Annotated in this window: 21 protein-coding genes; 13 read left to right on the plus strand and 8 right to left on the minus strand. The window is 63.4% G+C overall.

Annotation, left to right across the window (positions count from 1 at the left end; all coding sequences use genetic code 11):
- Positions 1–46: 46 nt before the first annotated feature.
- Together ABNP46_RS08945 and ascF are read right to left on the minus strand one after the other, a co-directional pair.
- The gene (locus tag ABNP46_RS08945; protein ID WP_349922040.1) at positions 47–1,477 is read right to left on the minus strand and encodes a 6-phospho-beta-glucosidase; all 1,431 of its coding nucleotides are present in this window, start codon (positions 1,475–1,477) and stop codon (positions 47–49) included.
- Positions 1,478–1,510: 33 nt separating this feature from the next.
- Positions 1,511–2,980, minus strand: coding sequence for a PTS cellobiose/arbutin/salicin transporter subunit IIBC (gene ascF, locus ABNP46_RS08950; protein WP_349922041.1), 1,470 nt, complete (start codon positions 2,978–2,980; stop codon positions 1,511–1,513).
- A 256-nt stretch (positions 2,981–3,236) separates the two neighbouring features.
- Between ascF and ABNP46_RS08955 the strand changes: the two genes are divergently transcribed.
- Together ABNP46_RS08955 and miaE are read left to right on the plus strand one after the other, a co-directional pair.
- Positions 3,237–4,247: a LacI family DNA-binding transcriptional regulator gene (locus ABNP46_RS08955; RefSeq protein ID WP_349922042.1), complete on the plus strand. Its 1,011-nt coding sequence runs from the start codon at positions 3,237–3,239 to the stop codon at positions 4,245–4,247.
- 106 nt (positions 4,248–4,353) lie between these two features.
- Positions 4,354–5,112 (plus strand): tRNA isopentenyl-2-thiomethyl-A-37 hydroxylase MiaE, encoded by a 759-nt coding sequence (gene miaE, locus ABNP46_RS08960; RefSeq protein WP_349922043.1) that lies wholly within the window; start codon positions 4,354–4,356, stop codon positions 5,110–5,112.
- 177 nt (positions 5,113–5,289) lie between these two features.
- Here the strand turns inward: miaE and ABNP46_RS08965 are convergent, their stop codons facing one another.
- From ABNP46_RS08965 to pspF, 6 genes are all read right to left on the minus strand, one after another.
- Positions 5,290–6,075: a peptide ABC transporter ATP-binding protein gene (locus tag ABNP46_RS08965; RefSeq protein ID WP_349922044.1), complete on the minus strand. Its 786-nt coding sequence runs from the start codon at positions 6,073–6,075 to the stop codon at positions 5,290–5,292.
- A gap of 142 nt (positions 6,076–6,217) precedes the next feature.
- On the minus strand, positions 6,218–7,216 hold the full coding sequence (locus ABNP46_RS08970) for a peptide ABC transporter ATP-binding protein (RefSeq protein WP_349922045.1): 999 nt from the start codon (positions 7,214–7,216) through the stop codon (positions 6,218–6,220).
- A 102-nt stretch (positions 7,217–7,318) separates the two neighbouring features.
- A complete protein-coding gene (locus ABNP46_RS08975) occupies positions 7,319–8,212 on the minus strand; it encodes an ABC transporter permease subunit (RefSeq protein WP_349922046.1) in 894 nt (297 codons plus the stop codon).
- 140 nt (positions 8,213–8,352) lie between these two features.
- Complete coding sequence (locus tag ABNP46_RS08980; RefSeq protein ID WP_349922047.1) at positions 8,353–9,312, minus strand: ABC transporter permease; 960 nt, start codon at positions 9,310–9,312, stop codon at positions 8,353–8,355.
- A 70-nt stretch (positions 9,313–9,382) separates the two neighbouring features.
- Positions 9,383–10,978, minus strand: coding sequence for an ABC transporter substrate-binding protein SapA (gene sapA, locus ABNP46_RS08985; RefSeq protein ID WP_349922048.1), 1,596 nt, complete (start codon positions 10,976–10,978; stop codon positions 9,383–9,385).
- Positions 10,979–11,141: 163 nt separating this feature from the next.
- Positions 11,142–12,194, minus strand: coding sequence for a phage shock protein operon transcriptional activator (pspF, locus tag ABNP46_RS08990; RefSeq protein WP_349922049.1), 1,053 nt, complete (start codon positions 12,192–12,194; stop codon positions 11,142–11,144).
- 195 nt (positions 12,195–12,389) lie between these two features.
- On the opposite strand from pspF, the gene pspA reads away from it, so the two are divergent.
- The 11 genes from pspA (at position 12,390) to ABNP46_RS09045 (ending at position 21,902) form a co-directional block, all read left to right on the plus strand.
- The gene (gene pspA / locus ABNP46_RS08995; protein WP_349922050.1) at positions 12,390–13,064 is read left to right on the plus strand and encodes a phage shock protein PspA; all 675 of its coding nucleotides are present in this window, start codon (positions 12,390–12,392) and stop codon (positions 13,062–13,064) included.
- A 3-nt stretch (positions 13,065–13,067) separates the two neighbouring features.
- Entirely contained in the window at positions 13,068–13,304 is a 237-nt protein-coding gene (gene pspB / locus ABNP46_RS09000) for an envelope stress response membrane protein PspB (protein WP_349922051.1), read from the plus strand.
- The gene (gene pspC / locus ABNP46_RS09005; RefSeq protein ID WP_349922052.1) at positions 13,301–13,702 is read left to right on the plus strand and encodes an envelope stress response membrane protein PspC; all 402 of its coding nucleotides are present in this window, start codon (positions 13,301–13,303) and stop codon (positions 13,700–13,702) included. The genes pspB and pspC overlap by 4 nt, the downstream gene beginning before the upstream one ends.
- 92 nt (positions 13,703–13,794) lie before the next feature.
- A complete protein-coding gene (locus tag ABNP46_RS09010) occupies positions 13,795–15,201 on the plus strand; it encodes a YcjX family protein (RefSeq protein WP_349922443.1) in 1,407 nt (468 codons plus the stop codon).
- Between the two features lie 52 nt (positions 15,202–15,253).
- Positions 15,254–16,294: a YcjF family protein gene (locus tag ABNP46_RS09015; RefSeq protein ID WP_349922053.1), complete on the plus strand. Its 1,041-nt coding sequence runs from the start codon at positions 15,254–15,256 to the stop codon at positions 16,292–16,294.
- Positions 16,295–16,537: 243 nt separating this feature from the next.
- On the plus strand, positions 16,538–17,353 hold the full coding sequence (gene phhA, locus ABNP46_RS09020; RefSeq protein ID WP_349922054.1) for a phenylalanine 4-monooxygenase: 816 nt from the start codon (positions 16,538–16,540) through the stop codon (positions 17,351–17,353).
- A gap of 43 nt (positions 17,354–17,396) precedes the next feature.
- The gene (locus ABNP46_RS09025; protein ID WP_349922055.1) at positions 17,397–17,735 is read left to right on the plus strand and encodes a 4a-hydroxytetrahydrobiopterin dehydratase; all 339 of its coding nucleotides are present in this window, start codon (positions 17,397–17,399) and stop codon (positions 17,733–17,735) included.
- A gap of 142 nt (positions 17,736–17,877) precedes the next feature.
- Complete coding sequence (gene tyrR, locus ABNP46_RS09030; protein ID WP_349922056.1) at positions 17,878–19,425, plus strand: transcriptional regulator TyrR; 1,548 nt, start codon at positions 17,878–17,880, stop codon at positions 19,423–19,425.
- 171 nt (positions 19,426–19,596) lie between these two features.
- Positions 19,597–20,142, plus strand: coding sequence for a YfiR family protein (locus ABNP46_RS09035; protein ID WP_349922057.1), 546 nt, complete (start codon positions 19,597–19,599; stop codon positions 20,140–20,142).
- Positions 20,139–21,386 (plus strand): diguanylate cyclase domain-containing protein, encoded by a 1,248-nt coding sequence (locus ABNP46_RS09040; RefSeq protein ID WP_349922058.1) that lies wholly within the window; start codon positions 20,139–20,141, stop codon positions 21,384–21,386. The genes ABNP46_RS09035 and ABNP46_RS09040 overlap by 4 nt, the downstream gene beginning before the upstream one ends.
- A gap of 27 nt (positions 21,387–21,413) precedes the next feature.
- A complete protein-coding gene (locus ABNP46_RS09045) occupies positions 21,414–21,902 on the plus strand; it encodes an OmpA family protein (RefSeq protein WP_349922059.1) in 489 nt (162 codons plus the stop codon).
- Positions 21,903–22,137 lie beyond the last annotated feature (235 nt).

The raw sequence follows: 22,137 nt of genomic DNA on the forward strand, positions 1-22,137 counted from the left end.
ATGGGGGCCGAGGCCCCCATTTTTTATCCCTGTTATAGCTATCTGGTTACGCCAGATCCTCGCCGTTGCTGGCGATGACCTTTTTGTACCACCAGAACGACTTCTTGCGTCTGCGCTCAAGGGTTCCCTTGCCCGCATCGTCCCTGTCCACATACACGAAGCCGTAGCGCTTGCTCATCTCGCCGGTGGAGGCGGCGACGAGATCGATGCAGCCCCAGCTGGTGTAGCCCAGCAGCGGTATGCCGTCACCGATGGCGTCCCCCATGGCGCGGATGTGCTCGCGCAGATAGCTGATGCGATAGTCATCCTCAATCTCGCCCGCCTCATTCACCTCGTCCACGGCGCCCAGACCGTTCTCCACCAGAAACAGCGGCTTCTGGTAGCGGTCATAGAGGGTGTTCATGGTGATGCGAAGGCCGAGGGGATCGATGCCCCAGCCCCATTCGCTGACCTGGAGATGGGGGTTTTTCAGGGACTTGACCACGTTGGCCGCGCTGGTGTTGCCGGCGTTCATGTCGGCGGAGGCGCAGCGGGAGGCGTAATAGCTGAAGGAGACGAAATCGACGGTATTTTTCAGAATGTCGTCATCCTCCGGCGCCTTGACGATCTGGATGCCCTTGTCCCGAAACAGGCTGGCGGCATAGCTCGGGTAGGCGCCCCTGGCCTGCACGTCGATGAACAGCAGGTTCTCCCGTTCTTTTTGGAGCGCCATCCACACATCTTCCGGCTTGCAGGAGTAGGGGTAGAAGTTGCCCCCCGCCAGCATGCACCCCACCTGGTTGCGAGGGTTTACCTCGTGGGCAATCCGGGTCGCCAGAGCGCTGGCGACGAGCTCGTGATGGGCTGCCTGATACTTCACCTGCTCCTTGTCTTCCCCTTCCTCAAACACCAGCCCGGCGCCGGAGAAGGGGCTGTGCAGCATGATGTTGATCTCGTTGAAGGTGAGCCAGTACTTCACCAGACCATCGAATTGCTCGAAGCAGGTGCGGGCGTAGCGGGTGAAGAATTCCACCATCTGGCGGCTGCGCCAGGAGCCGTATTCCGTCACCAGGTGCATGGGCACGTCGAAGTGGCACAGGGTGACCAGGGGCTCGATACCGTATTTCTTGCACTCCTCGAACACGGCGCGATAGAAGGCGATGCCCTCGGCATTGGGCTCGTGCTCATCTCCCCTGGGGTAGATCCGGCTCCAGGCGATGGAGGTGCGAAACACGGTGAAGCCCATCTCGGCCATCAGGGCGATGTCTTCCTTGTAGCGGTGATAGAAGTCGATGGCATCGTGACTCGGGTAATACTCGTCGCTTCGCAGGGAGAAACGCTTCTCCTGACCGAGCTTGACCGCCATGCGGTTCGGGCCGTGGGGGATCATGTCCACCGTGGTCAGCCCCTTGCCGCCCTCGCAGTAGCCCCCCTCCGCCTGGTTGGCGGCCAGGGCGCCGCCCCAGAGGAAGTCTTCGGGGAATCGGGTTATCGACATCTGTTACCTCTTGTCATGTCTGATATGAGTGGGTTAGGCGCTGGCGGTGGTTTGGCTCTGGCCAACCTTGGCCTGGGCAGTCGCAGCCGGCTGGGGTGCGTCGGCCTCCTTGGGGGCCTCGACCGGGATGTCTTCAAAGCCCATCACCAGGGTCAGGATGAAGGAGAGCACCACGGAGAGCGCCATGACGCCGAACACCCAGGCGATGCTCATGGGGTTGGCCGGATCGAAGAACTGCACGCTGGTGAAGAGGCCGGGAGCCGCCATGGAGTGGCTGGCAAGCCCCGCCATGCCGGCGACGGCGCCGCAGATGAAGCCGCTGATGAGGCTGGCGATGAGCGGCCGCTTCAGGCGCAGGGCCACCCCGTAGAGGGCGGGCTCGGAGATCCCCGCCATGATGGCGGAGGCGGCCGCCGCCATCGCGGTCTGACGCAGCTCGGGGTTCTTGGTCTTCCAGGCCACGGCGAGGGAAGAGCCACCGAGGGAGAGGTTGGCGCCGATCTCGGACGGCATCACCATGCCCTCTTTGCCGGTCTCGGCGATGGTCTGGATGATGGTGGGGGTGAAGACGCGATGCATGCCGGTCATCACCAGCAGCGGCCACAGGGCCCCCATGATGGCCACCGACAGCCAGCCGAGGTAGTCGTGGACCGTGTAGACCAGGCCGGAGATGGCGGTGCCGATCCAGATGCCGATGGGGCCGATGAGCACGATGGCGAGCGGCGCGGCGATGAGCACGATCAGCATGGGTTTCAAGAAGTTCTTGGTCACCGCCGGGGTGATCCTGTCCACCCAGCGCTCGATGTAGGAGAGGCACCAGGTCATCACCAGGGCCGGGATCACCGTGTAGGTGTATTTCACCGCCGTGACCGGAATGAGGGCGAAGCTGACCTGCTCACCCTGGGCGGCCCTGGCCATCAGGTCGATGAAGCTCGGGTGCACCAGCACGCCGGCGATGGCGATGGCGAGCGACATGTTGGTCTTGAACTTGATGGCCGCCGAGGCCGCCACCATCAGCGGCAGGAAGAAGAAGGCGCCGTCACCGATGGCATTGAGGATGATGTAGCTGGGGGCCGTGGTCTCCACGACGCCGCTCATGCTGAGCACCATGGCCAGCAGCTTGACCATGGAGCCGCCGATGATGGCCGGGATGAGCGGCGACATGGTGCCGATGAGGGCATCCAGGATGCCGGCCCCGAGGCGACGGAGGCTGAAGCCGGGCTTGGCCTCGACGGCGGGGGCGTGCTCACCGGCGGGCAGCAGGGCGAGCACCTCCTTATAGGCGTGAGAGACCATGTTGCCGATGATCACCTGGCACTGGTTGTCGCTTTGCACCACCCCGAGCACCCCGGAGATGGCTTTCAGGGCCGGACCGTCGAGCAGGGCGGGGTCTTGCAGCACGAAGCGCAGGCGCGTCATGCAATGGGTCACGGCACTGATGTTGCCGGTTCCGCCGAGTGCAGTGATGACCTGGCCGGCCAGGGCCGCATAGTTTTTTGACATCTAGCTGTATCCTTTTTACCAAATGGGTCCTGTTCATCCGGGCCCGTTGACGGCGGGATGAGAAGGCATGAAACTGAATATGGAACCGGTTCCACATAGCATGCGCAGTTTCATACTTGTAGACAAGACGGTCGCACCACCATTGTGCAGAACCGTGAATGGGATCACTGAAAGGGGCGGCCTGCGCCCATTCCCGTTAGCACAAGCGGGTCCCGTGCAGTACACTGCGGCCCGTCGGATAGGAGGGATGAAGAAGATGACCACTATGCTGGAGGTGGCGAGACGGGCAGGGGTGTCGAAGGCGACGGTCTCCCGCGTGTTGTCGGGCAATGGCTATACCAGCCAGGAGACCCGGGATCGGGTGTTCAAAGCCATCGACGAGAGCGGCTATCGCCCCAATCTGGTGGCGAGGCAACTGGCGACCAAAAGCACCCAGACCCTGGGGCTGGTGGTGACCAACACCCTCTATCACGGCGTCTACTTCGGCGAGCTGCTCTCCCACGCGGCGCGGATGACGGAGGCCCGCGGGCGCCAGCTGATCCTGGCCGATGGCAAGCACAGCGCCGAGGAAGAGCGTCAGGCCATTCAGTACCTGCTGGACTCGCGCTGTGATGGTGTCATCATCTACCCCCGTTTCCTCGGCGTCGAGGAGATGGACGAGATCATCGAGCAGCATCCCCAGCCCATCATGGTGCTCAACCGGCGATTGCCCCGTCACCACCACCACTGCGTCTACTCCGATCAGCGGGTGGCGGCGGCGACCGTGGTGGACAAGCTGGTGGAGATGGGGCACAGGGAGATCGCCTTCATCGCCGGCTCGTCCGATTCGCCGACCGGCATCGAGCGCCTCGCAGGTTACCGCGACGCCCTGGCTCGCCACGGCTTGCCCCAGCAAGATGCCCTGATCGCCCCCGGCAAGTGGACCCCCGCCTGCGGCGCCGCCGCCGCCGCGACCCTGCTGGCGCGAGGGGTGAGTTTCACGGCCCTGGTGGCCAGCAACGATGACATGGCCATCGGTGCCATCAAGCAGCTGCACGCCAGCGGAGTCGCGGTGCCCCAGCAGGTCTCCGTGGTGGGGTTCGATGACATCGCGCTGGCACCTTACGTCATTCCCTCGCTGGCCAGCGTCAAGATGCCGGTGACCGAGATGATCCAGGAGACCATCAGCCGGCTGATCACCATGGTGGAGGAGGGGGGCGTTCAGACACTGCCCTCCTTCAGCGGCACCCTGATCCGGCGCGACTCCCTCAAGCGCCTGCTGGCGTGATGGCAGTGGGCAGCGGGGGCGGGATCCGTTAGCATAGGCCCCCTTCGCGGCGACCCGCCGCAGCCTGTATGTCAGTCAACGCCAACCAGAGAGTACAAGAGTTCAGATGGATGATCTGCTAGCCCCCGTTCGCCAGTTCCTGCATTGTGAGACCCCGGATGAGTGGGTGGAGATGGCGCGGGATCCCGCCCAGTTGTCGACCCTGCTCATCGATCACGCCAACTGCGAGAACAAGGCCGCCCTGACCGCCCACAGTCTGGTGCGCCGCTACTGCCTGCCCAAGGGCAAGCGCCATCTGCTGCCCAAGCTCGAGTTTTACCGGGAGCTAGACGCCATCCCCGAGAAGGCGGAGATCCTGGGCAAGCGCACCATGGGGGAGTCGGACAGAAGCGTGTTTGCCGAGCTTGAGCGCAACCCCTTGCTGTTTCCCATGGTCAGGCTCATTCAGGAGGAGCTGCACCACTTCGAGCAGGTGCTGGCGCTGATGCAGGCCCGCGACATCCCCTATGGCCCGGTCAGCGCCTCCCGCTACGCCCGCAGCCTGCTCACCCATGTGCGCACCTACGAGCCCGCGGCCGTGGTGGACAAGATGATCATCGGTGCCTACATCGAGGCGCGATCCTGCGAGCGCTTCGCCAAGCTGGCTCCCCATCTGGACGAAGAATTGGGGCGCTTCTATGTCTCCCTGCTGCGCTCGGAGGCGCGTCACTACCAGGATTATCTGGCCCTGGCGGAACAGTTTGCCGAGGAGGATATCAGCGAGCGGGTGGCCTTCTTCGGGAAGATAGAGGCGGAGCTCATCTGCTCACCGGATCCGCAGTTCAGGTTCCATAGCGGACTGCCTGTCAGATCTGACAGTTGTTGATAAAAGGGGGCACACCTAGTATCTGGGGTGTTCCTACTACGAGCGACGCAATCACTTTTTTTTGAGCGCAATACCCGGCCCACAAGCCGGGTTTTTTTATGGCTGAAAACGGCTAACAGGCCGGTTCTCTCTTGTCGCTGACAGGGGGAGGAACGGCCCGAGCGGGCCGTTTGGGGGTTATCGGCGGTATTCGTTGTTGTAGTTCTGGATGAGGCGGCGGGTCACCTCGTGCTGGGGATCGGCGAACACCTTGAGGGTCTTGCCACGCTCCACCACCCGGCCCTCGTGCATCACCAGCACCTCGTCGCTGATGTGGCTGACGATGCCCAGATCGTTGGCGACCAGCACATAGCTCAGCCCCGTGGTCTCCTGCATCTCCAGCAGCAGGTTGATGATCTGGGAGCGCACCGAGATATCCAGGGTCGACAGCGCCTCATCCGCCACCACGATTTTGGGGTTGAGGATCAGAGCACGTGCCAGCCCCACCCGTTGCTGCTGACCGGCGGAGAGCATCTGGGGGTAGAAGAGGGCGTGATCCGGCAGCATGCCCACCATGCGCAGGGTCTGGACGACCTTCTCCCGTCGTTCCTCCTCGCTCAGCGCCGTGTTGAGGCGAAGGGGGGTCTCCAGGATCTGGCCGACCCGGATCTTGCGGTTAAGGGAGGTGTTGGGGTCCTGGAAGATCATCCGCAGCAGCTTGCAGCGGGTCTGGTAGTCGCCGTGTACCAGGCGCTGGCCCTCGACGGCGATCTCGCCGCCGCTCGGCTCTATCATGCCCGCCAGAATGCGCGCGAGAGTGCTCTTGCCGGAGCCCGCCTCGCCGACGATGGCCAGGGTCTGACCCGTCTCCAGGCTGAAGGAGAGGGGTTTGATCGCCTCCACCGCCTGGCGCCGGAACAGGCCGGTACGGTTCTGATAGGTCTTGCACAGGCCCCTGACCTGCAACAGAGAGGGTTCGGTCACAGGTTGGGCTCCTGGGTAGCGGAACATGCTAAAAAAATGGCTCTTGGCATCATTTTTATATCGATGTGGCTCGGGTGTGCAGCGCCATGACCGGCCTGTTGGGATGGGGTGCCCGGGAGCCGGGGCTGGCGACGGGGAGCGATCATTTCTTCGGCTCTTCCATGTTGAGGGGGAAGTGGCAGCTGAACTGGTGTCCCTTCACCTTGCTCATCAGCGGGGTCTGCACGCACTGCTTCTGGGCATAGGGGCAGCGAGGGCCGAGCCGGCAGCCGATGGGCAGGTGCTGCAGGGGAGGGATCACCCCGGGCAGGGTTTCGAGCCGGGACTTGTGGCGCACCAGCTTGTCAAAGTCCGGGATGGATTTGAGCAGGGCGTCCGTATAAGGGTGATGAGGGCTGGTCATGATCTGCTCGCGGGTCCCCACCTCTACCATCTGACCGCAGTACATGATGTTGATGGTGTCGGTCAGGTTGGCGATGGCGGCGACGTCGTTGCTGATGATCAGGATGGTGGTGTTGCCCAGCTTGTTCATCTTGTCCAGCAGCCGCAGGATCTGGGAGTGGGTGGTGGACTCCATGGCGCTGGTGGGCTCGTCCGCTACCAGCAGGCGCGGCTGATTGGCGATGGCCATGGCGATCATCACCTTCTGGCACATGCCGTCCGAGAGCTCGTGGGGATAGGCCCGCATCACCTTGCGGTGATCCTTGACCCCGACCCGGTGCAAGAGGGCGATGGCCCGCTTCTTGCGCCACTGGAAGCGCTGCCAGAGCTTGCCGACGAAGGAGTCGGTGGGGATGGCCTCTTCCAGCTGGGTGCCAATCTCCGTCGAGGGGTCGAGACAGCTGATGGGATCCTGGAAGATCATGGCGATCTCCCGGCCCATGATGCGGCGCCGCTCCTTGGGGGCCATGGTCAGCAGATCCATGTCGTTGAAGCGCATCCGGTCGGCGCGCACCGTCCAGTTGTCCTTCTGGATGCCGACGATCACCTTGGCCACCAGGCTCTTGCCGGAGCCGGATTCGCCGACGAGGCCGCGAATTTCTCCCTCGCTCAAGGTCAGGCTGACCTTGTCCACCGCCTTGACCTTGCCCTGGGGTGTGTCAATCTCGATGGTGAGGTTGCGGATATCAAGCAAGGGCATGGACGTTTCCCCCTTCGAGTGGTGCGCGGGCGCCAGCCCGTGACGGCATGTCCAGCGCGGAGCTCAGGTGCGCGCGGCTGCCTATCTTCAATGATACCCCCATCAGTCGTTCCCCTCCTTGAGCGCTTCGCGGATCCCTTCACCCACCACGTTGGTCACCAGCACGCTGAACAGGATGGCCATGCCGGGCAGGGTCACGGTCCAGGGAGCGAGATAGATGAGGTCGCTCGAATCCGCCAGCATGGCACCCCACTCCGGCTGGGGGGATTGGGCGCCGAGGCCGAGGAAGCCCACCGCCGAGATGTCCAGGGTGGCGGCGGAGAGGGTGCGGGTGGTCTGGGCCACCAGGGTCTCGACGATGTTCGGCAAGATGGCGAGACGCATGATGCGGGAGGGGGGCGAGCCGTCGAGGCGGCTGGCGATGATGTACTCCTTCTGCATCTCGGTGTGGACCGCGTTGTAGGTGGCCCGGATGAACGGCGGAATGAGCGCCAGGGTGATGGCGATCAGGGTGTTGAACAGGCCAGGCCCCAGGATGGCCACCACTATGATGGCCAGCAGCAATGAGGGGATGGAGAGCAGGGTATCGAGCAGATGGTGCAGCACACTCGATTTCACCCCCTTGCTCATGCCGCCGAGGATGCCGATGGCGGAGCCGATGATCAGGGCAATCAGCACCACCAGCAGGGCATTGCCGAAGGTCAGACGGGCCCCCACCACCAGGCGGGAGAGGATGTCACGGCCCAGATCATCGGTGCCGAGGAAGTAGTCGATGTTGCCGGTGCTGGCCCAGGAGGGGGGCAGCAACAGGCGGGTGCTGTGCTGATCATCGATGCCATAGGGCACCACCAGGGGACCGATGAGGGTGATGAGCAGCAACAGGCCGAAACACCATAGTCCGGCCATGGCCAGGGGATTGCGGCGATAGGCGGCCCAGGTCTGCTCCAGGGGGGAGAGGATCCTGAGTTCCGGGTAGAGGCTCGATTTATCTTGCATGAGTCAGGCTCCCACCCAGGCCATCGGCGTGTTCAGTCATGTGTTGCATCGCGTGCTTTGCGCCAGGCCGGCAACCCCGAGAGCCGCAAGGGGCCGGTATCGCGGATGGTGTCTGGTTGCGGTGCATCCCGTGACCCTGTTCAGTGTTGCTTTGCATAGAGCTCTTTGCGCCTGGCCGGATACATGATGGTGGTCAGCAGTTCGGTGCTGACGCTGGTGAAGATGACGAAGCTCGCCACCACCAGGGAGGCTCCCCGGATGGCGGCATAATCCTGCAGGGCGATGCTGCTCACCAGCCAGCGACCAATGCCGGGCCAGTCGAACACGACCTCGGTGATCATGGCGGAGGTGAGTACGCTGCCGAGCTGCAACCCGAGCAGGGGCAACACCGGGGGCAGGGCATTCTTGAGGCCGTGGCGCCAGACGATCTGGCGACGGGAGAGGCCACGGCTCGCCGCGGCCTTGATGTAGTTCTGCTTCATCACGTCGATGAGGGAGCTGCGCACATGGCGGATCACCTCGGTGGTGGGCACCACCGCCAGCACCAGGGAGGGGAGCACCAAATGGCGAAGGGCATCGTGCAGGGCCGCCTCGCGCCAGGGCTCCTGGCTCATCAGCACGTCGATGATCGCAATGCCGCTGATGTTGGGCACGTCATAGAGCAGACTGATCTGGCCCGAGCTCGGCAGCCAGCCGAGATCCAGGGAGAAGAACATCACCATCAGCAGCCCCAGCCAGAACACCGGCACGGCATAGCCGATGAGGCCGGCGGTCATGATGGAGAGATCCACGCTGCGCCCCTGGTAGAGGGCGGCCAGGGTGCCGAGCGGGATCCCCACCAGCAGGGAGATGGCGAAGGCCGCGAGGCAGAGGGTCAGGGTAGCCGGGAAGTAGTGACGGATCTCGTCCAGCACCGGCTGGCCGGAGACGCTGGAGACGCCGAGATTGCCGGCGAAGATCCGGCGCATGAAGTCCGGGTAGCCGTGCCAGAAGTCCAGTACCTGGGTGATGAGGCGATATTCCAGCAGATAGGCCCCGATGCTCAGCACCAGCAGGGTGATGAGCAGCAAGGTGATGCGGCGCAGGATATAGAAGAACATGGTTAGGTCCGTCCTCGCTGACGGTGGGATGACGGAGCGTCATCGCTGGCATGAAGAAGTCGGAACATGCTCACTCCCGATGGGCCTGATTGAACGTGGTGCCCCCAAAGGGCATAAGGGCCAGCCCCTCGATATCGTTGCGGCTCACCTGAGTGCGCAGGGCATGGGCCAGGGGGATCACCGGCAACTGCTCGCCGAGCAGGGTCTGGGCATAGTAGTAATTGCGCAGCCGGAAGGCGAGCTGGGGCGTGGTCACCGCATCGTCAAGCAGCTGATCGAAGGCGGGGCTGCACCAGCGGCTGTAGTTGTTGCCCCGCTCGACGGCGGCGCAGCTGAGCAGCTGACGGAAGAAGTTGTCCGGATCCGCGTTGTCGGCGACCCAGCCGGAGAGCAGGCTGTCATATTGCCCCTTGGCGAGCCGGGTCTCGATGACCGGCCAGGCCTGCTGCACGATTTTCAGCTTCACCCCAATCTTGGCCAGATCGCTGCGCATCAGCTGGGCGGTCTTGAGGCCATCGGGGTTGTAGGGGCGCGCCCCTGGCTGGACCAGCACCTGCATCTCGAAACCGTGGGGGAAACCAGCCTCGGCGAGCAGTTGACGGGCGAGCTTGAGATCCTGCTTGCGCAGGTGCAAGGAGGGGTTGTAGCCCCAGGAGAGGGGCGGCAGCAGGCTGACCGCCGGTTGTCCGGTCTCGAAATAGACCGCCTGCAGCAGGTTCTGCACATTGATGGCGCTGGCGATGGCCTGGCGAACCTTCACCTTGTTGAACGGTGCCTTGCGGGTGTTGAGGGCGAGGAAGGCGACGTTCATGCCCGACTGTACCGACAGATTGAGGTGGGAATCCTTGTCGATCACCGACAGCTGGCTGGCGGAGGGGGTGCTCATCACGTCGCATTCCCCGGTCAGCAGTTTGGCGAGCCGCTTGGAGGATTTGGGGGTAATGTCGTAGATGAGCTGCTCAATCCTGGCCTCGCCGCCCCAGTAGCCGGGATGGCGCAGGTAGCGCACGAACTCGTTGTGGCGGTACTCCTTGAAGCTGAAGGGACCGGTACCGATGGGGCGGCTGTCGAGCAGCTCGGGGGTACCTGCCTTTTGCATCTGCTCGCCATACTCTGCCGAGAGCACGATGGCGTAGTCGCTGGCCAGGGTGGCGAGGAAGGAGGAGTCCGGCCGATTCAGCTCGAATACCACCTCATGGGGGCCCTTCTTGTAGACCCGCTTGATGAGGGAGGAGAGGCCGAGGCTCGAGAAATAGGGGTAATCGCCACCTGAGATGTGGTGGTAGGGGTGATGCTCATCCAGTAGGCGATGATAGGTGAATACCACGTCGTCGGCGTTGAAGGGACGGGATGGATTGAACCAGGGAGTGCGATGGAAGGTCACCCCCTTGCGCAGGGTGAGGCGGTAAGTCAGGCCGTCGTCACTGATCTGCCAACGGGTGGCCAGCCCCCCTTCGATGCTCAGGGTATTGGCGTTGACCTCCAGCAGGCGATCGTAGAGGGGGCGGGCGCTGGCATCCAGGGTCACCGCCGAGTTGGCGAGCTGCGGGTTGAAGGTCTGGGGCGCCCCTTCGACGCAATAGATGAGCCCTGTCTTGGAGGCGTCGTCCTGTTTCTGACAACCGGTGACCAGCACCAGCAGCCCGAGCAGCATTGGTTTGAGCATTCTCATTATGGAACCATGTTTTTATTCGAAAGTGCCAGCCCCGGGCTGGCGAGTGGTGAGGGCCCGTGCTGCTGCCGTGGCGGCGCATCATCCCTCTCCTGGCGGCTATCTTGCCACATCCCGTCATCAACCGTGGGCGACATGGCCCCTGGCAGGTCCTGACTCAGGCGCCGTCGTGCTCTGGGTTGCCATTGCCATCATCCCCGTCGAGCAACTGGTATTTTCGCAGCATGCCCCTGAACTGGTGGTAACTCAGCGCCAGCAATTGGGCCGCTTTGCGCTGATTATACTGAGATTGCTGCATCCCTTGCTTGAGTAAATTAATCTCGAACTCGGCCACCGTGCTCTTGAGATCCAGCGGCAACTGGAGGGGCGGGGAGCCGGCAGGGGGCGCTTCCCCGGCGGGAGCGGAGGTCTGCACGCTCGCGGCGCGAGGGCGCCAGGGGGAGTCGAAGGGATTGAGCACCAGCTCCGCCAGCGGCAATTGCGGGTTGCCCTGGCGGTAGATGCTGCGCTCCACCACGTTTTTCAGCTCCCGCACGTTGCCGGGCCAGGGGTAGTCGAGCATCAGCTGGGTCGCCTTGCGGGAGAAACCCGCAAACAGCGGGTAGCCGAGTTCCCTGGTCATGCTGTGGGCGAAGTGCTCCGCCAGCATCAGGATATCCTCCCGTCGCTCCCGCAAAGGGGGGAGGGTTATCACGTCAAAGGCCAATCTATCCAGCAGATCGTGTCGAAACAGCCCCTTGTCTGCCAAGGCGGGCAGATCCTCGTTGGTGGCGCACACCAGGCGCACGTCCACCTTGAGGGGCTTGGCCCCGCCGACCCGCTCGAACTCCCCGTATTCGATGACCCGCAGCAGCTTTTCCTGCACCCGGGCGCTGGTGGTGGCCAGCTCGTCGAGAAAGAGGGTGCCCCCGTCCGCTCGTTCGAAACGGCCCTGGTGACGCTTGGCGGCGCCGGTGAAGGCGCCTGCCTCGTGGCCAAACAGCTCGGTCTCCAGCAAGCTTTCACTCAAGGTGGCGCAGTTGATGGTGACAAAGCTTTGATCCCAGCGGGCCGAGAGATAATGTAGGCGGTGGGCGATGAGCTCCTTGCCGGTGCCCCGCTCGCCAATGATGAGCACGGGTTTGCGCAGGGGGGCGAGTCGCGAGGCCTGCTCAATGATCTCGAGAAATGCGTTGGACTCACCCAACAGGCTCTCCGTGGTTGTGCTCATCTTGCTCCCTGCTCGTTGAAAAATCTGGTCAATCTTACCAAGAGTTGGTGATTTTTATCACCCCTTGAGACGGCGTCCTTGAATTTCATCCAATGCGCCCATATAAATCAATAAGTTAAAATTTGTTCCAGATTGGCACACAAGTTGCCATTGTCAATGGAGAAACAACCCAATGCCCATCACAGGAGTACAATCATGAGTATTTTTTCCCGTCTGGCCGACATCATCAATTCCAACCTGACGGCCCTGCTCGACAAGGCAGAAGATCCCCAGAAGATGGTGCGCCTGATCATCCAGGAGATGGAAGATGAACTGGTGAAGGAGCGCTCCAACCTGGCCCGCTTCCTCGCCAACCAGAAAGAGATTGGCCGCCAGGTCTGCCGCCATCAGGAGCGGGTGGACGAGTGGCAGGCCAAGGCCGAGCTGGCGCTGACCAAGGGCCGTGAAGATCTGGCCCGCGCCGCCCTCATCGAGAAGAAGAAGCAGGTGGAGCTCGCCGATGCGCTCCAGCGGGAGCAGCAGGCGGTGGACAGCGGCATCGACAAGCTGGGGGATGAAATTCGCCAGCTGGAAGCCAAACTCGAAGACGCCCGTGCCCGCCAGAAGGCGATGGCCATTCGCAGCGAAGCGGCCAGCAGCCGCCTAAACGTGCAAAGCCAGGTGGCCCGTGGCGACAGCCAGGCCGTGGTCAGCAAGTTCGAGCGCATGGAGCGTCGCATCGACGAGATGGAAGCCCGCGCCGATCTGGGGCAATCCGACAAGGCGCTGGCCCAGCAATTCGCCGAGCTGGAAGTGGACGATCAGATCAGTCGTGAACTCGAGGCCATGCGTGAGAAGCTGGGTCAGAACCCGGCTCCCAAAGGAGAGTAATGGATGGAAGACATCATTGGCATTCTGGCGACGCCGCTCATCGTCTTCATGGTGATCGTCGCCCCCATCTGGCTGGTGCTGCACTATCGTGCCAAAGGCAGGATAGGGGCAGGCCTCGCCGACAACGAGCGCGAACAGTTGCAAGGGTTGCTGGTGCGCGCCGAGAAGATGCAGGAGCGGGTCGGTGCCCTGGAGTCCATCCTGGATGCCGAGGTCCCCGGCTGGAGGAACAAGGTATGAGCGCCGCCAACAGTCAACGCAACCTTTATCGGGATCCCCAGCAGGGCAAGATTGCCGGCGTCTGCGCCGGCCTTGCCGACTACTTTGGAGTGGAGACCTGGATAGTGCGGCTGCTGGCCATCAGCGGTCTCATCTTCGCCGGTTTCATCACCTTCACCGCCTATATTGCAGCCTGGTTCCTGCTCGACAAGAAACCGGTGACCCTCTATGGGGAGCAGGATGCCGATTTTGGCGAGCTGCGCATGAAGGCGCGCAGCTGGCAGGCGGGGGTTACCCCTCATCAGGCGCTGGGACGAATCGCCCAGGAGCTCGACAGCCTGGAGCCGAGATTGCAGCGCATGGAGAAGCTGGTCACCTCCAAGGAGTTCAACTTGCAACGGGAATTCAGCAAGCTGTGATGAGAGTGTGACAAGAGACAAGCGCGCCCTGGGCCAGCGAGGGTTGGGGCGCAGCAACACAGAGGATTGAGCACGCCTTGACACCTAAAAAATTGCTACGAAACAAGTTCGAACAGCAGTGGTCCGTGCTGCAACACAAGGCCAATGAGGTAGTGAACCGGGTTCGGGATCGCCACATCCGGCTAGCGGTCACCGGCCTCTCCCGCAGTGGCAAGACCGCCTTCATCACGGCGCTGGTAAACCAGCTGGAGCATGCGGCCATCGACGGTCGGCTGCCCTTGTGGGATGCCCAGCGTCAGGGGCGGATCCTGGGGGCCCGTCGGGTGCCCCAGCAAAACGTCCACATCCCCACCTTCCCCTACGAGCGGGGGCTCGACGCTCTGTTTGGCGATCCCCCCGCCTGGCCCGAGCCCACCCGCGGGGTGGCCGAGGTACGCCTCGAAATTCGTTATCGCACCCGCCATCCCTTGCGTCGCCATCTGGGGGAGATCTCCACCCTCTATGTGGATCTGGTGGATTACCCCGGCGAGTGGCTGCTGGACTTGCCGCTGCTGGATCTCAGCTACGAGCAGTGGAGCGAGCAGGTTGAGCAGCAGCTGCGCCGCCCCGAGCTGCAGGCGCTCGCCAGTCGCTGGCTGGCGCCGGCCTGGCAGGCAGAGCAGCCGTTCGAGGAGAAACCGGCCTGCGAGCTGGCGGAGCGTTACACCGACTACCTGCACGCCTGCAAGCGGGAGCTCGGTCTGCACCTCATCCAGCCCGGGCGCTTTGTGCTGCCGGGGGAGTATGCCGGTGCACCGCTGCTGCAATTCGTGCCCTGGGTGTGGGACAAGCCTGCCCACGAGCCTGCCGACGGCACCCTCTACGCCACCTTCAAGCAGCGCTTCGAGCAGTACAAGCAGCACCTGGTACAGGGCTTCTACGAGCAGCATTTCGCCGGGTTTGATCGCCAGATCGTGCTGGTGGACTGCCTGCAACCCCTCAACGCCGGTGCCGCCAGCTTTGGTGACATGCAACAGGCCATCGCCCGCATCATGGAGAGCTTTGCCTACGGCAAGAGCAACTGGTGGCGCAGGCTGTTCGCCCCGCGCATCGACAAGTTGCTGTTCGTGGCGAGCAAGGCCGATCACGTGACCCCGGAGCAGCACGGGCCTCTGGTCTCTCTGTTGCAACATCTGGTGAGCAGCGGTCGCGGCCAGGCTCGCTTCGAGGGCATCGAGACCGAATGCCTGGCGCTCGCCGCCATCAAGGCCACCGAGGTGGGCAAGGGGCAGGCCAATGGCCGGGAGTTCCCCGCCATCCGTGGCACCAGTCTGGACGGCGAGCCCTTGCTGCTGTTTCCCGGGGAGGTGCCTTCCCAGATCCCGTCGGCCCAGTGGTGGCAACACCAGGGCTTTGATTTCCAGGCATTTCGCCCGTTGCCCATGAGCGCCCATCAGGCGCTGCCCCATATCCGGCTCGATGCCGCGCTGGAATTCTTGCTCGGGGATCATCTCGAATAATCAGGTGGCCAGGCGGCGGCAACCCCGCGACCTAGCGCCGAGGAACATAGCGATGAACGATCAGACAAAACCGCGTGCGCTGGATGAGGCGCCGCTGCAGGGGAAGATGGTGCTGGAGCCGGTGATCCCGGCGGCAGCCCGGGAGCCCGCTCCCGCACCGGCCCAGCGGCTGGAAGAGGCGAGTTTCGAGCGCCTCGACGATCTCGATGACTTCACCGAGGTGGAGCCCGCCCTCACCGTCAAGCCCCGTCGCCGTCACCGCCTGCTGGGTTGGGGACTGGGGGCCGTGGGGCTGCTCTCCCTCGGCCAGTTTGGGGTCTTCCTCGCCGACCAGTTTGCCTCCTCGCCGTTCTGGGGCGGGGCTTGGCTGCTGGCCTCCGGTCTGGTGCTGGTGGGTACGGCCTCCGTGGCGGGCCGTGAGTGGCTGCGACTGCGTACCCTCAAGCGGCGCCAGGATGTGCGCTCCCGCGCCGAAGACCTGCTGGCGCATCAGGGGGTGGGGCAGGGCCAGGCATTTTGCGAGGCTCTGGCCGAGAAGAGTGGTGACAAGGGGCGGGAGGGCTATCGCAACTGGCTCTCCCAGCTCGACGAGAGTCACAGCGACCGGGAGGTGCTGACCCTTTACAGCCAGCTGGTGCTGACCGAGCGGGACAAGCTGGCCCAGGCCCGGGTCGCCAAATGGTCGGGGGAGGCCGCCGTGCTGGTGGCCCTGAGTCCACTTGCCACCGTCGACATGATGCTGATGCTGTGGCGAAACCTGCGGATGATTGAAGATATTGCGGATGTTTATGCCATTGAACTCGGTTATTGGAGTCGAATTAAGCTGATCCGCCAGGTGTTTCGCAACATGCTCTATGCCGGCGCCACCGAACTCGTCACCGAGGTGGGGATGGATTTGCTCGGTGCCGAGCTTACCGCCAAGCTGTCGGCGCGGGCCGCCCAGGGGGTGGGGGCGGGGCTGCTCACCGCACGGCTCGGGCTGCGCACCATAGAGGCGTGCCGCCCGCTGCCCTGGTGCGGCGACGAGAAACCCAAGCTTGGCGAGTTGCGCAAGCGGCTCATCGGCCAATTGGCGGGCTATCTCAATCGCTGAGGTCCTGGCACTCCCGTTCCGGAGCCCGGATGATGGTTCGGGTCTGGCATGGGAGTCTCAAATCTGAATGTCACAAATTATTTACATTTGTGCGTGGCAGCCGACCCCGGGGTCGGCTGCTTTTTTAGGGGGCAAACCGTTACAGTGATCCCATAGACCTTTGCGAGAGAACCTGTGCACACAGGGCTTCTCCCGCAGAGCCAACGCAGCGGCGCCCAGGCAGGGCACGGGATGGAAGGGATCATGGCCAGCCTCTATACAGCACATCAACCGGACGAGCAGGGCGTCATCCACTACAGCGATGAGGAGCACGGCACCTGGCAGATCCTCATCGAGCGCCAGCTCGCGGCGCTGGGTGGCAAGGCCTGTGAGGAGTACGTGGCGGGGCTCGCGCGCCTCGACCTGCCCCGGGAGCGGATCCCCCAGCTCGCCGAGATCAACGCCGTGCTGCAACCCGCCACCGGTTGGACCGTGGTGGCCGTGCCGGCGCTCATCTCCTTCGACCGCTTCTTCTCGCTCTTGGCCAACCGCCAGTTTCCGGTGGCCACCTTCATCCGCCGCCGGGACGAGCTCGATTATCTGCAGGAGCCCGACATCTTCCACGAGTTGTTCGGTCACTGCGCCATGCTGACCAACCCGGCCTTCGCCCACTTCACCCATGTCTACGGCCAGCTCGGTCAGCAGGCGAGCAAGGAGGAGCGGGTCTTCCTCGCACGCCTCTACTGGTTCACGGTGGAGTTCGGCCTGGTGCAGGGGGACGCCGATAAGGGGCAGGGGAGCGATGGCCTTCACATTTATGGCGGCGGCATCCTCTCCTCCATCGGCGAGACCGCCTATGCCCTCTCGGGCCAGCCCAAGTTGCAGCCCTTCAATCTGATGGAGGTGCTGCGCACCCCCTATCGCATCGACATCATGCAACCCATCTACTTCGTGTTGCCGAGCCTGGATGCCCTCTACCGGCTGGCGGAGCAAGACATCATGGGGGCGCTCGCCGAGGCGCGTCGCCTCGGCCTCAATGCCCCCTTGTTCGCCCCGGCCCCTGACAAGCAGGCGAGCTGAGGCCAGGGTCCACTTTCCGATTTATTAACCAAAGGAGTCCCCCATGTCCGAACTGGCAAGCCAACAGTGCGAAGCGTGCCGCGCCGATGCCCCCAAGGTCAGCGACGAGGAGCTGGCGACGCTGATGCACGACATTCCCGACTGGCAACCCCTGGTGGTCGCCGGTGAGCTGCAACTGCGCCGGGAGTTTGGCTTTCGCAACTTCAAGGAGGCGCTCGCCTTCACCAACCGTCTCGGCGAGCTGGCGGAGGCAGAGTTTCACCACCCCGCCATCTTGACCGAGTGGGGCAAGGTCACGGTGAGCTGGTGGACCCACAAGATTGGCGGATTACATCGCAACGACTTCATCATGGCGGCACGCACCGATGCGCTGCTGAAGTAAGCCATTTTCCCCGGTTTTTCCCCGCGGGCCTGCCTGATGAAAATCGGGTGGGCCCGCATTTTTGTGGGTCAGCGCTCGCACTGGCGGGATCGAGTCTGTATTATCCGGTGAATCAGAATGTTAGCTAGGAAGTGTGTTCCGAATGCGTCTTGAAGTCAGCTGTGAAGACCGCCTGGGCCTGACCCGGGAACTCCTCGACCGCCTGGTGGAGCACAACATCGATCTGCGTGGCATCGAAATCGATACCTCAGGCATCATCTACCTCAACTTCCCCGAGCTGGAATTCAGCGACTTCCAGCACCTGATGCCGGGCATTCGCCGCATTCCTGGCGTCTATGACGTCAAAACCATTCCCTACATGCCCTCCGAGCGGGAGCATCACGAGATTGAGGCCCTGCTCAAGGCGCTGCCGGATCTGGTGTTCTCCCTCGACGCCAAGGGCAAGATCACCCAGGCCAACCAGTCCGCCCTCACCACGCTGGCATTGCCACCGGAGGAGGTGCGCGGCATGGCGCTGGGCTCCCTGGTCAAGGGCTTCTCCTTCAGCCGCTGGCTGGAGGCCCCAGAGATCCGCCCCCAGACCTGCAAGCTGAGCCTCGGTAGCGAGGAGTACCTCGGCGATCTCATGCCGCTGTTCGTGGCGGAGGAGAAGGGCAAACAGGCCCTGGCCGGCGCCGTGGTGGTACTCAAATCCGCCCGCCGGGTCGGCATGCATTTCAGTGCGCTGCACGCGGTGGAAGTGGGGGGCTTCGAGCACCTGCAGGCCGAGAGCCAGAAGATGAAAGAGGTGCTGGCCCAGGCCGCCAAGCTCGCGATGCAGGACGCCCCCTTGCTGATCGTCGGGGAAACCGGCACCGGCAAGGAGCTGCTGGCCCGCGCCTGCCACGGCGCCAGCCTGCGCTCCAGCCACCCCTTCATGGCGCTCAACTGTGCCGCCATGCCGGACAACGTGGCCGAGAGCGAGCTATTCGGTTACGCCCCCGGCGCCTTTGGCAACAACACCGAGGGCAAGCGCGGGGTGCTGGAGCTGGCGAGCGGTGGCACCCTGATGCTGGACGAGATCGGCGACATGTCTCCCCATCTGCAGACCAAGTTCCTGCGGGTGCTGCAAGACGGGGTCTTCCGCCGGGTCGGGGACGAGCAGGAGGTGCGGGTCAATGTGCGTTTCATCTGCACCACCCAGAAGCAGTTGCTGGATCTGGTGCACGAGGGCAAGTTCCGCGAAGATCTCTACTATCGCCTCAACGTGCTGAGTCTGGCGCTTCCCCCCTTGCGTGAGCGCAAGGCGGACATCATGGCCCTGGCCCAGCAGTTCGTTTCCCGCTTCGCGAGCGAGTTGCAGCGCCCGCGCCCGCGTTTCACCCGCAACATGGCCGAATACCTGACCGCCTATCGCTGGCCGGGCAACGTGCGCCAGCTGCGCAACTGCCTCTACCGGGCCATGACCCTGCTGGAAGGGGACGAGATCGGCCCCGAGCACGTGGATTTGCCCATGGCGGCTGACACCATGCCGATCATCGACGAGTGGTTTGAGGGAGGGCTCGACGAAGCGGTCAAGCGCTTCGAGAGCCAGCTGCTGGCGCGGCTCTACCCGGCTTTTCCATCCACTCGCCAGCTGGCCAAGCGGCTCGGGGTCTCCCACACCGCCATCGCCAACAAGCTGCGTGAGTACGGGCTCGGCAAGAAATAGCGAGATGAGTGGATCAGGCTGGTGGGGCCCTGTTGATCACGGGGCCCTGTGGTGCTTGCGACAACAGCTGACACAACCGAGGTGGTTGCGGGTCTGCGATGCTCGCACGACTGGTAAGCTCGCATCACATATCCTCCCCCTTGCCATGGGTACTGACGAGCGCAGACAGGCATGATGCAATCACACTCCTTGATCCGGGCCCTGTTGCTGCTGATCACGCTGTCTGGCTCCCTGGTGCAGGCCGGTGAGCCCCTGACCAGTGCGGAACTGCGTGCCGAACAGGTTCGCCAGACCGTGCTCGATATCCTCAGCTACACCCGCTGGCCGAGCGAACCCACGACCCTGCGCCTGTGCATCACGGCGCCGACGGAATATGCGGAGGCCCTGCTCAGCATCGCGCACCAGGCCAATGGCCGTCCAGTGGAGGTACACCGTTACGAAACCAATGACGAGAGCCTGGGCCAGCGTTGCGACGTGATCTACGTCGGCGTGCTCTCCCCCCCATTGCGTCTGCCCCTGTTCCAGCGGCTGGAGGGGTACCCCATCCTCAGCATCAGCGAGCAGAGCAGCGAGTGCATCGCCGACGCCGTCTTCTGCCTGCAGGCGACGGGGGAGAGGGTGCGCTTCAAGGTCAATCTGGATGCCCTTGCCCGCAGCGGGGTCAGGGTGCACCCGGCCGTGCTCAAATTGGCCCGTGCCGGGGAGGGGGCGCCATGAAAGATCACGCCTCGTTTGATTCAACCCGGGTCACCCTGCGTCAGAGCCTTGGGCGCACCCATATGATGACGTCGCTCACCGCCGTCTGCATGGCGGGCCTGTTTTTGACCATCACCGCCCTGCTGGCCCTGCGCCTCTATGCGGACCACAACCTGGAGCTGGTGGCGCGGGCCATCAGCTATACCACTGAGGCGGCGGTGGTGTTCCACGACGAGGAGGCGGCCAGAGATGCCCTTGAGGCCATTGCCTCCCACGAGGATGTGGCGAGCGCCAGCATTCATCTGGCCGATGGTCAGCTGCTGGCAAGCTGGACCCGGGCCATCTCCACCCCCTGGTCCAGTCTGGAGCAGCAACTGGCTCACCTGATCCTGCCAGGTCCGGTGGACTTGCCCATACTGCGGGATGGCCAGGAGATCGCCAGCATCCATCTGGTGGGACACGGGCAATACCTGCTCAGCTTCTTGCTGCAAACCCTGCTGGCGACCCTGGTCTGCCTGCTGCTCAGCATCCTGGGTGCCCTCTATGTGGCGCGCCGGATGCAGCACTCCATCACCGAACCGCTAAAGTCCCTGGCGCTGGTGGCCTTCAATGTGCGCCGCCGCCGCGACACCAACCTGCGGGTACCGTCGACCAATATCGCCGAGCTGCACGAGCTGGGGGAGGATTTCAACTCCCTGCTGGATGAGCTGGAAGCCTGGCAGGCACACCAGAAGCGGGAGAATGCCAGCCTGCTCCATCAGGCGACCCACGATCCCCTGACCGGGCTGCCCAACCGGGCCCTGTTCGAGGCGAGGCTGGCCCAGGCCATCACGGCCGGTGCGACCAAGGGGGAGCACTTTGCCTTGCTCTATCTCGACTGCGATCGCTTCAAACAGATCAATGACAGCCTCGGCCACGCCGCCGGTGACGATGTGCTGATCACCCTGGCCAGACGGATCCAGCATCAGCTGCGGCCGCTGGATCTGGTATGCCGGCTGGGGGGGGACGAGTTTGCCATCCTGCTGTTGCCCCTGCATTTCCAGCACGAGGTGGATGAGGTGATGGTCCGGATCCAGCGGGCCATGGCGGCCCCCGTGGTGCTGGGGGACGGCCAGCAGCTGGTGGCCGGCGTCAGTGTCGGATTTGCCATGTATCCCCAGCAGGGGGGCACGGCGGAGGCGCTGCTGCAACACGCGGATGGCGCCATGTATGAGTCGAAACGACAACGACGGGAGGCTGAAGAGAGCACAAGAGACGCAGAGTGACGCAAGTACAATAACAAGAGGACAAGAATGAACACTTCCAACTGGATAAGAGCGAGCCTGACCGGTTTGTTGCTCACCCTTCTGAGCGCATGCCAGAGCGCTCCCCAGGGCCTGACCCCGGCACAGCTGACCGTGCTCAAGGAGCAGGGCTTTCACCTGACCGACGAAGGCTGGACTCTGGATATTTCCAACAAGGTGCTATTTGCCAACAACGTGGGGGCACTCAACCCCAACACGCGCCAGGTGGTGGCGCAGCTTGGCAAGGCACTGATGGATGTGGGGCTGGACAAGGCGCGGGTGGATGGCCACACCGACTCCAATGGTGAGGCGGCCTACAATCAGCAGCTCTCCCTGAAACGGGCCCAGTCCGTGGCGGACGTGCTGATCTCCGTGGGCATGCCCCCTGCCAACCTGGATATCCGCGGCCGCGGTGAAGAGGCGCCCATCGCCAGCAACAGCAACATGGCCGGACGCGCCGAGAATCGCCGGGTGGCCATCATCATCGGCAACGATTGAGCGCGCGAGCCGCGCCTGGCTGATTTCCCGCATCGCGAGGTCGCCATGTTGCGCAGGCAAAGCCAATCCGTGTGTGTCGCCACTCTCCCCGGGGGGTGGCTATCTCTCTTCTCTGATCCCTCGTCACTCAACCCCTTCTAGCCCGGTCCTGTCTCAGGGTGGGGATTAATGGCCACACTCTGCCCCTGACTTGATCCAGCACAACGCGGCCATTGAGTGATAGTCGTTATCATTT

This window comes from Aeromonas veronii (assembly GCF_040215105.1).
Taxonomy (GTDB): domain Bacteria; phylum Pseudomonadota; class Gammaproteobacteria; order Enterobacterales; family Aeromonadaceae; genus Aeromonas; species Aeromonas veronii_G.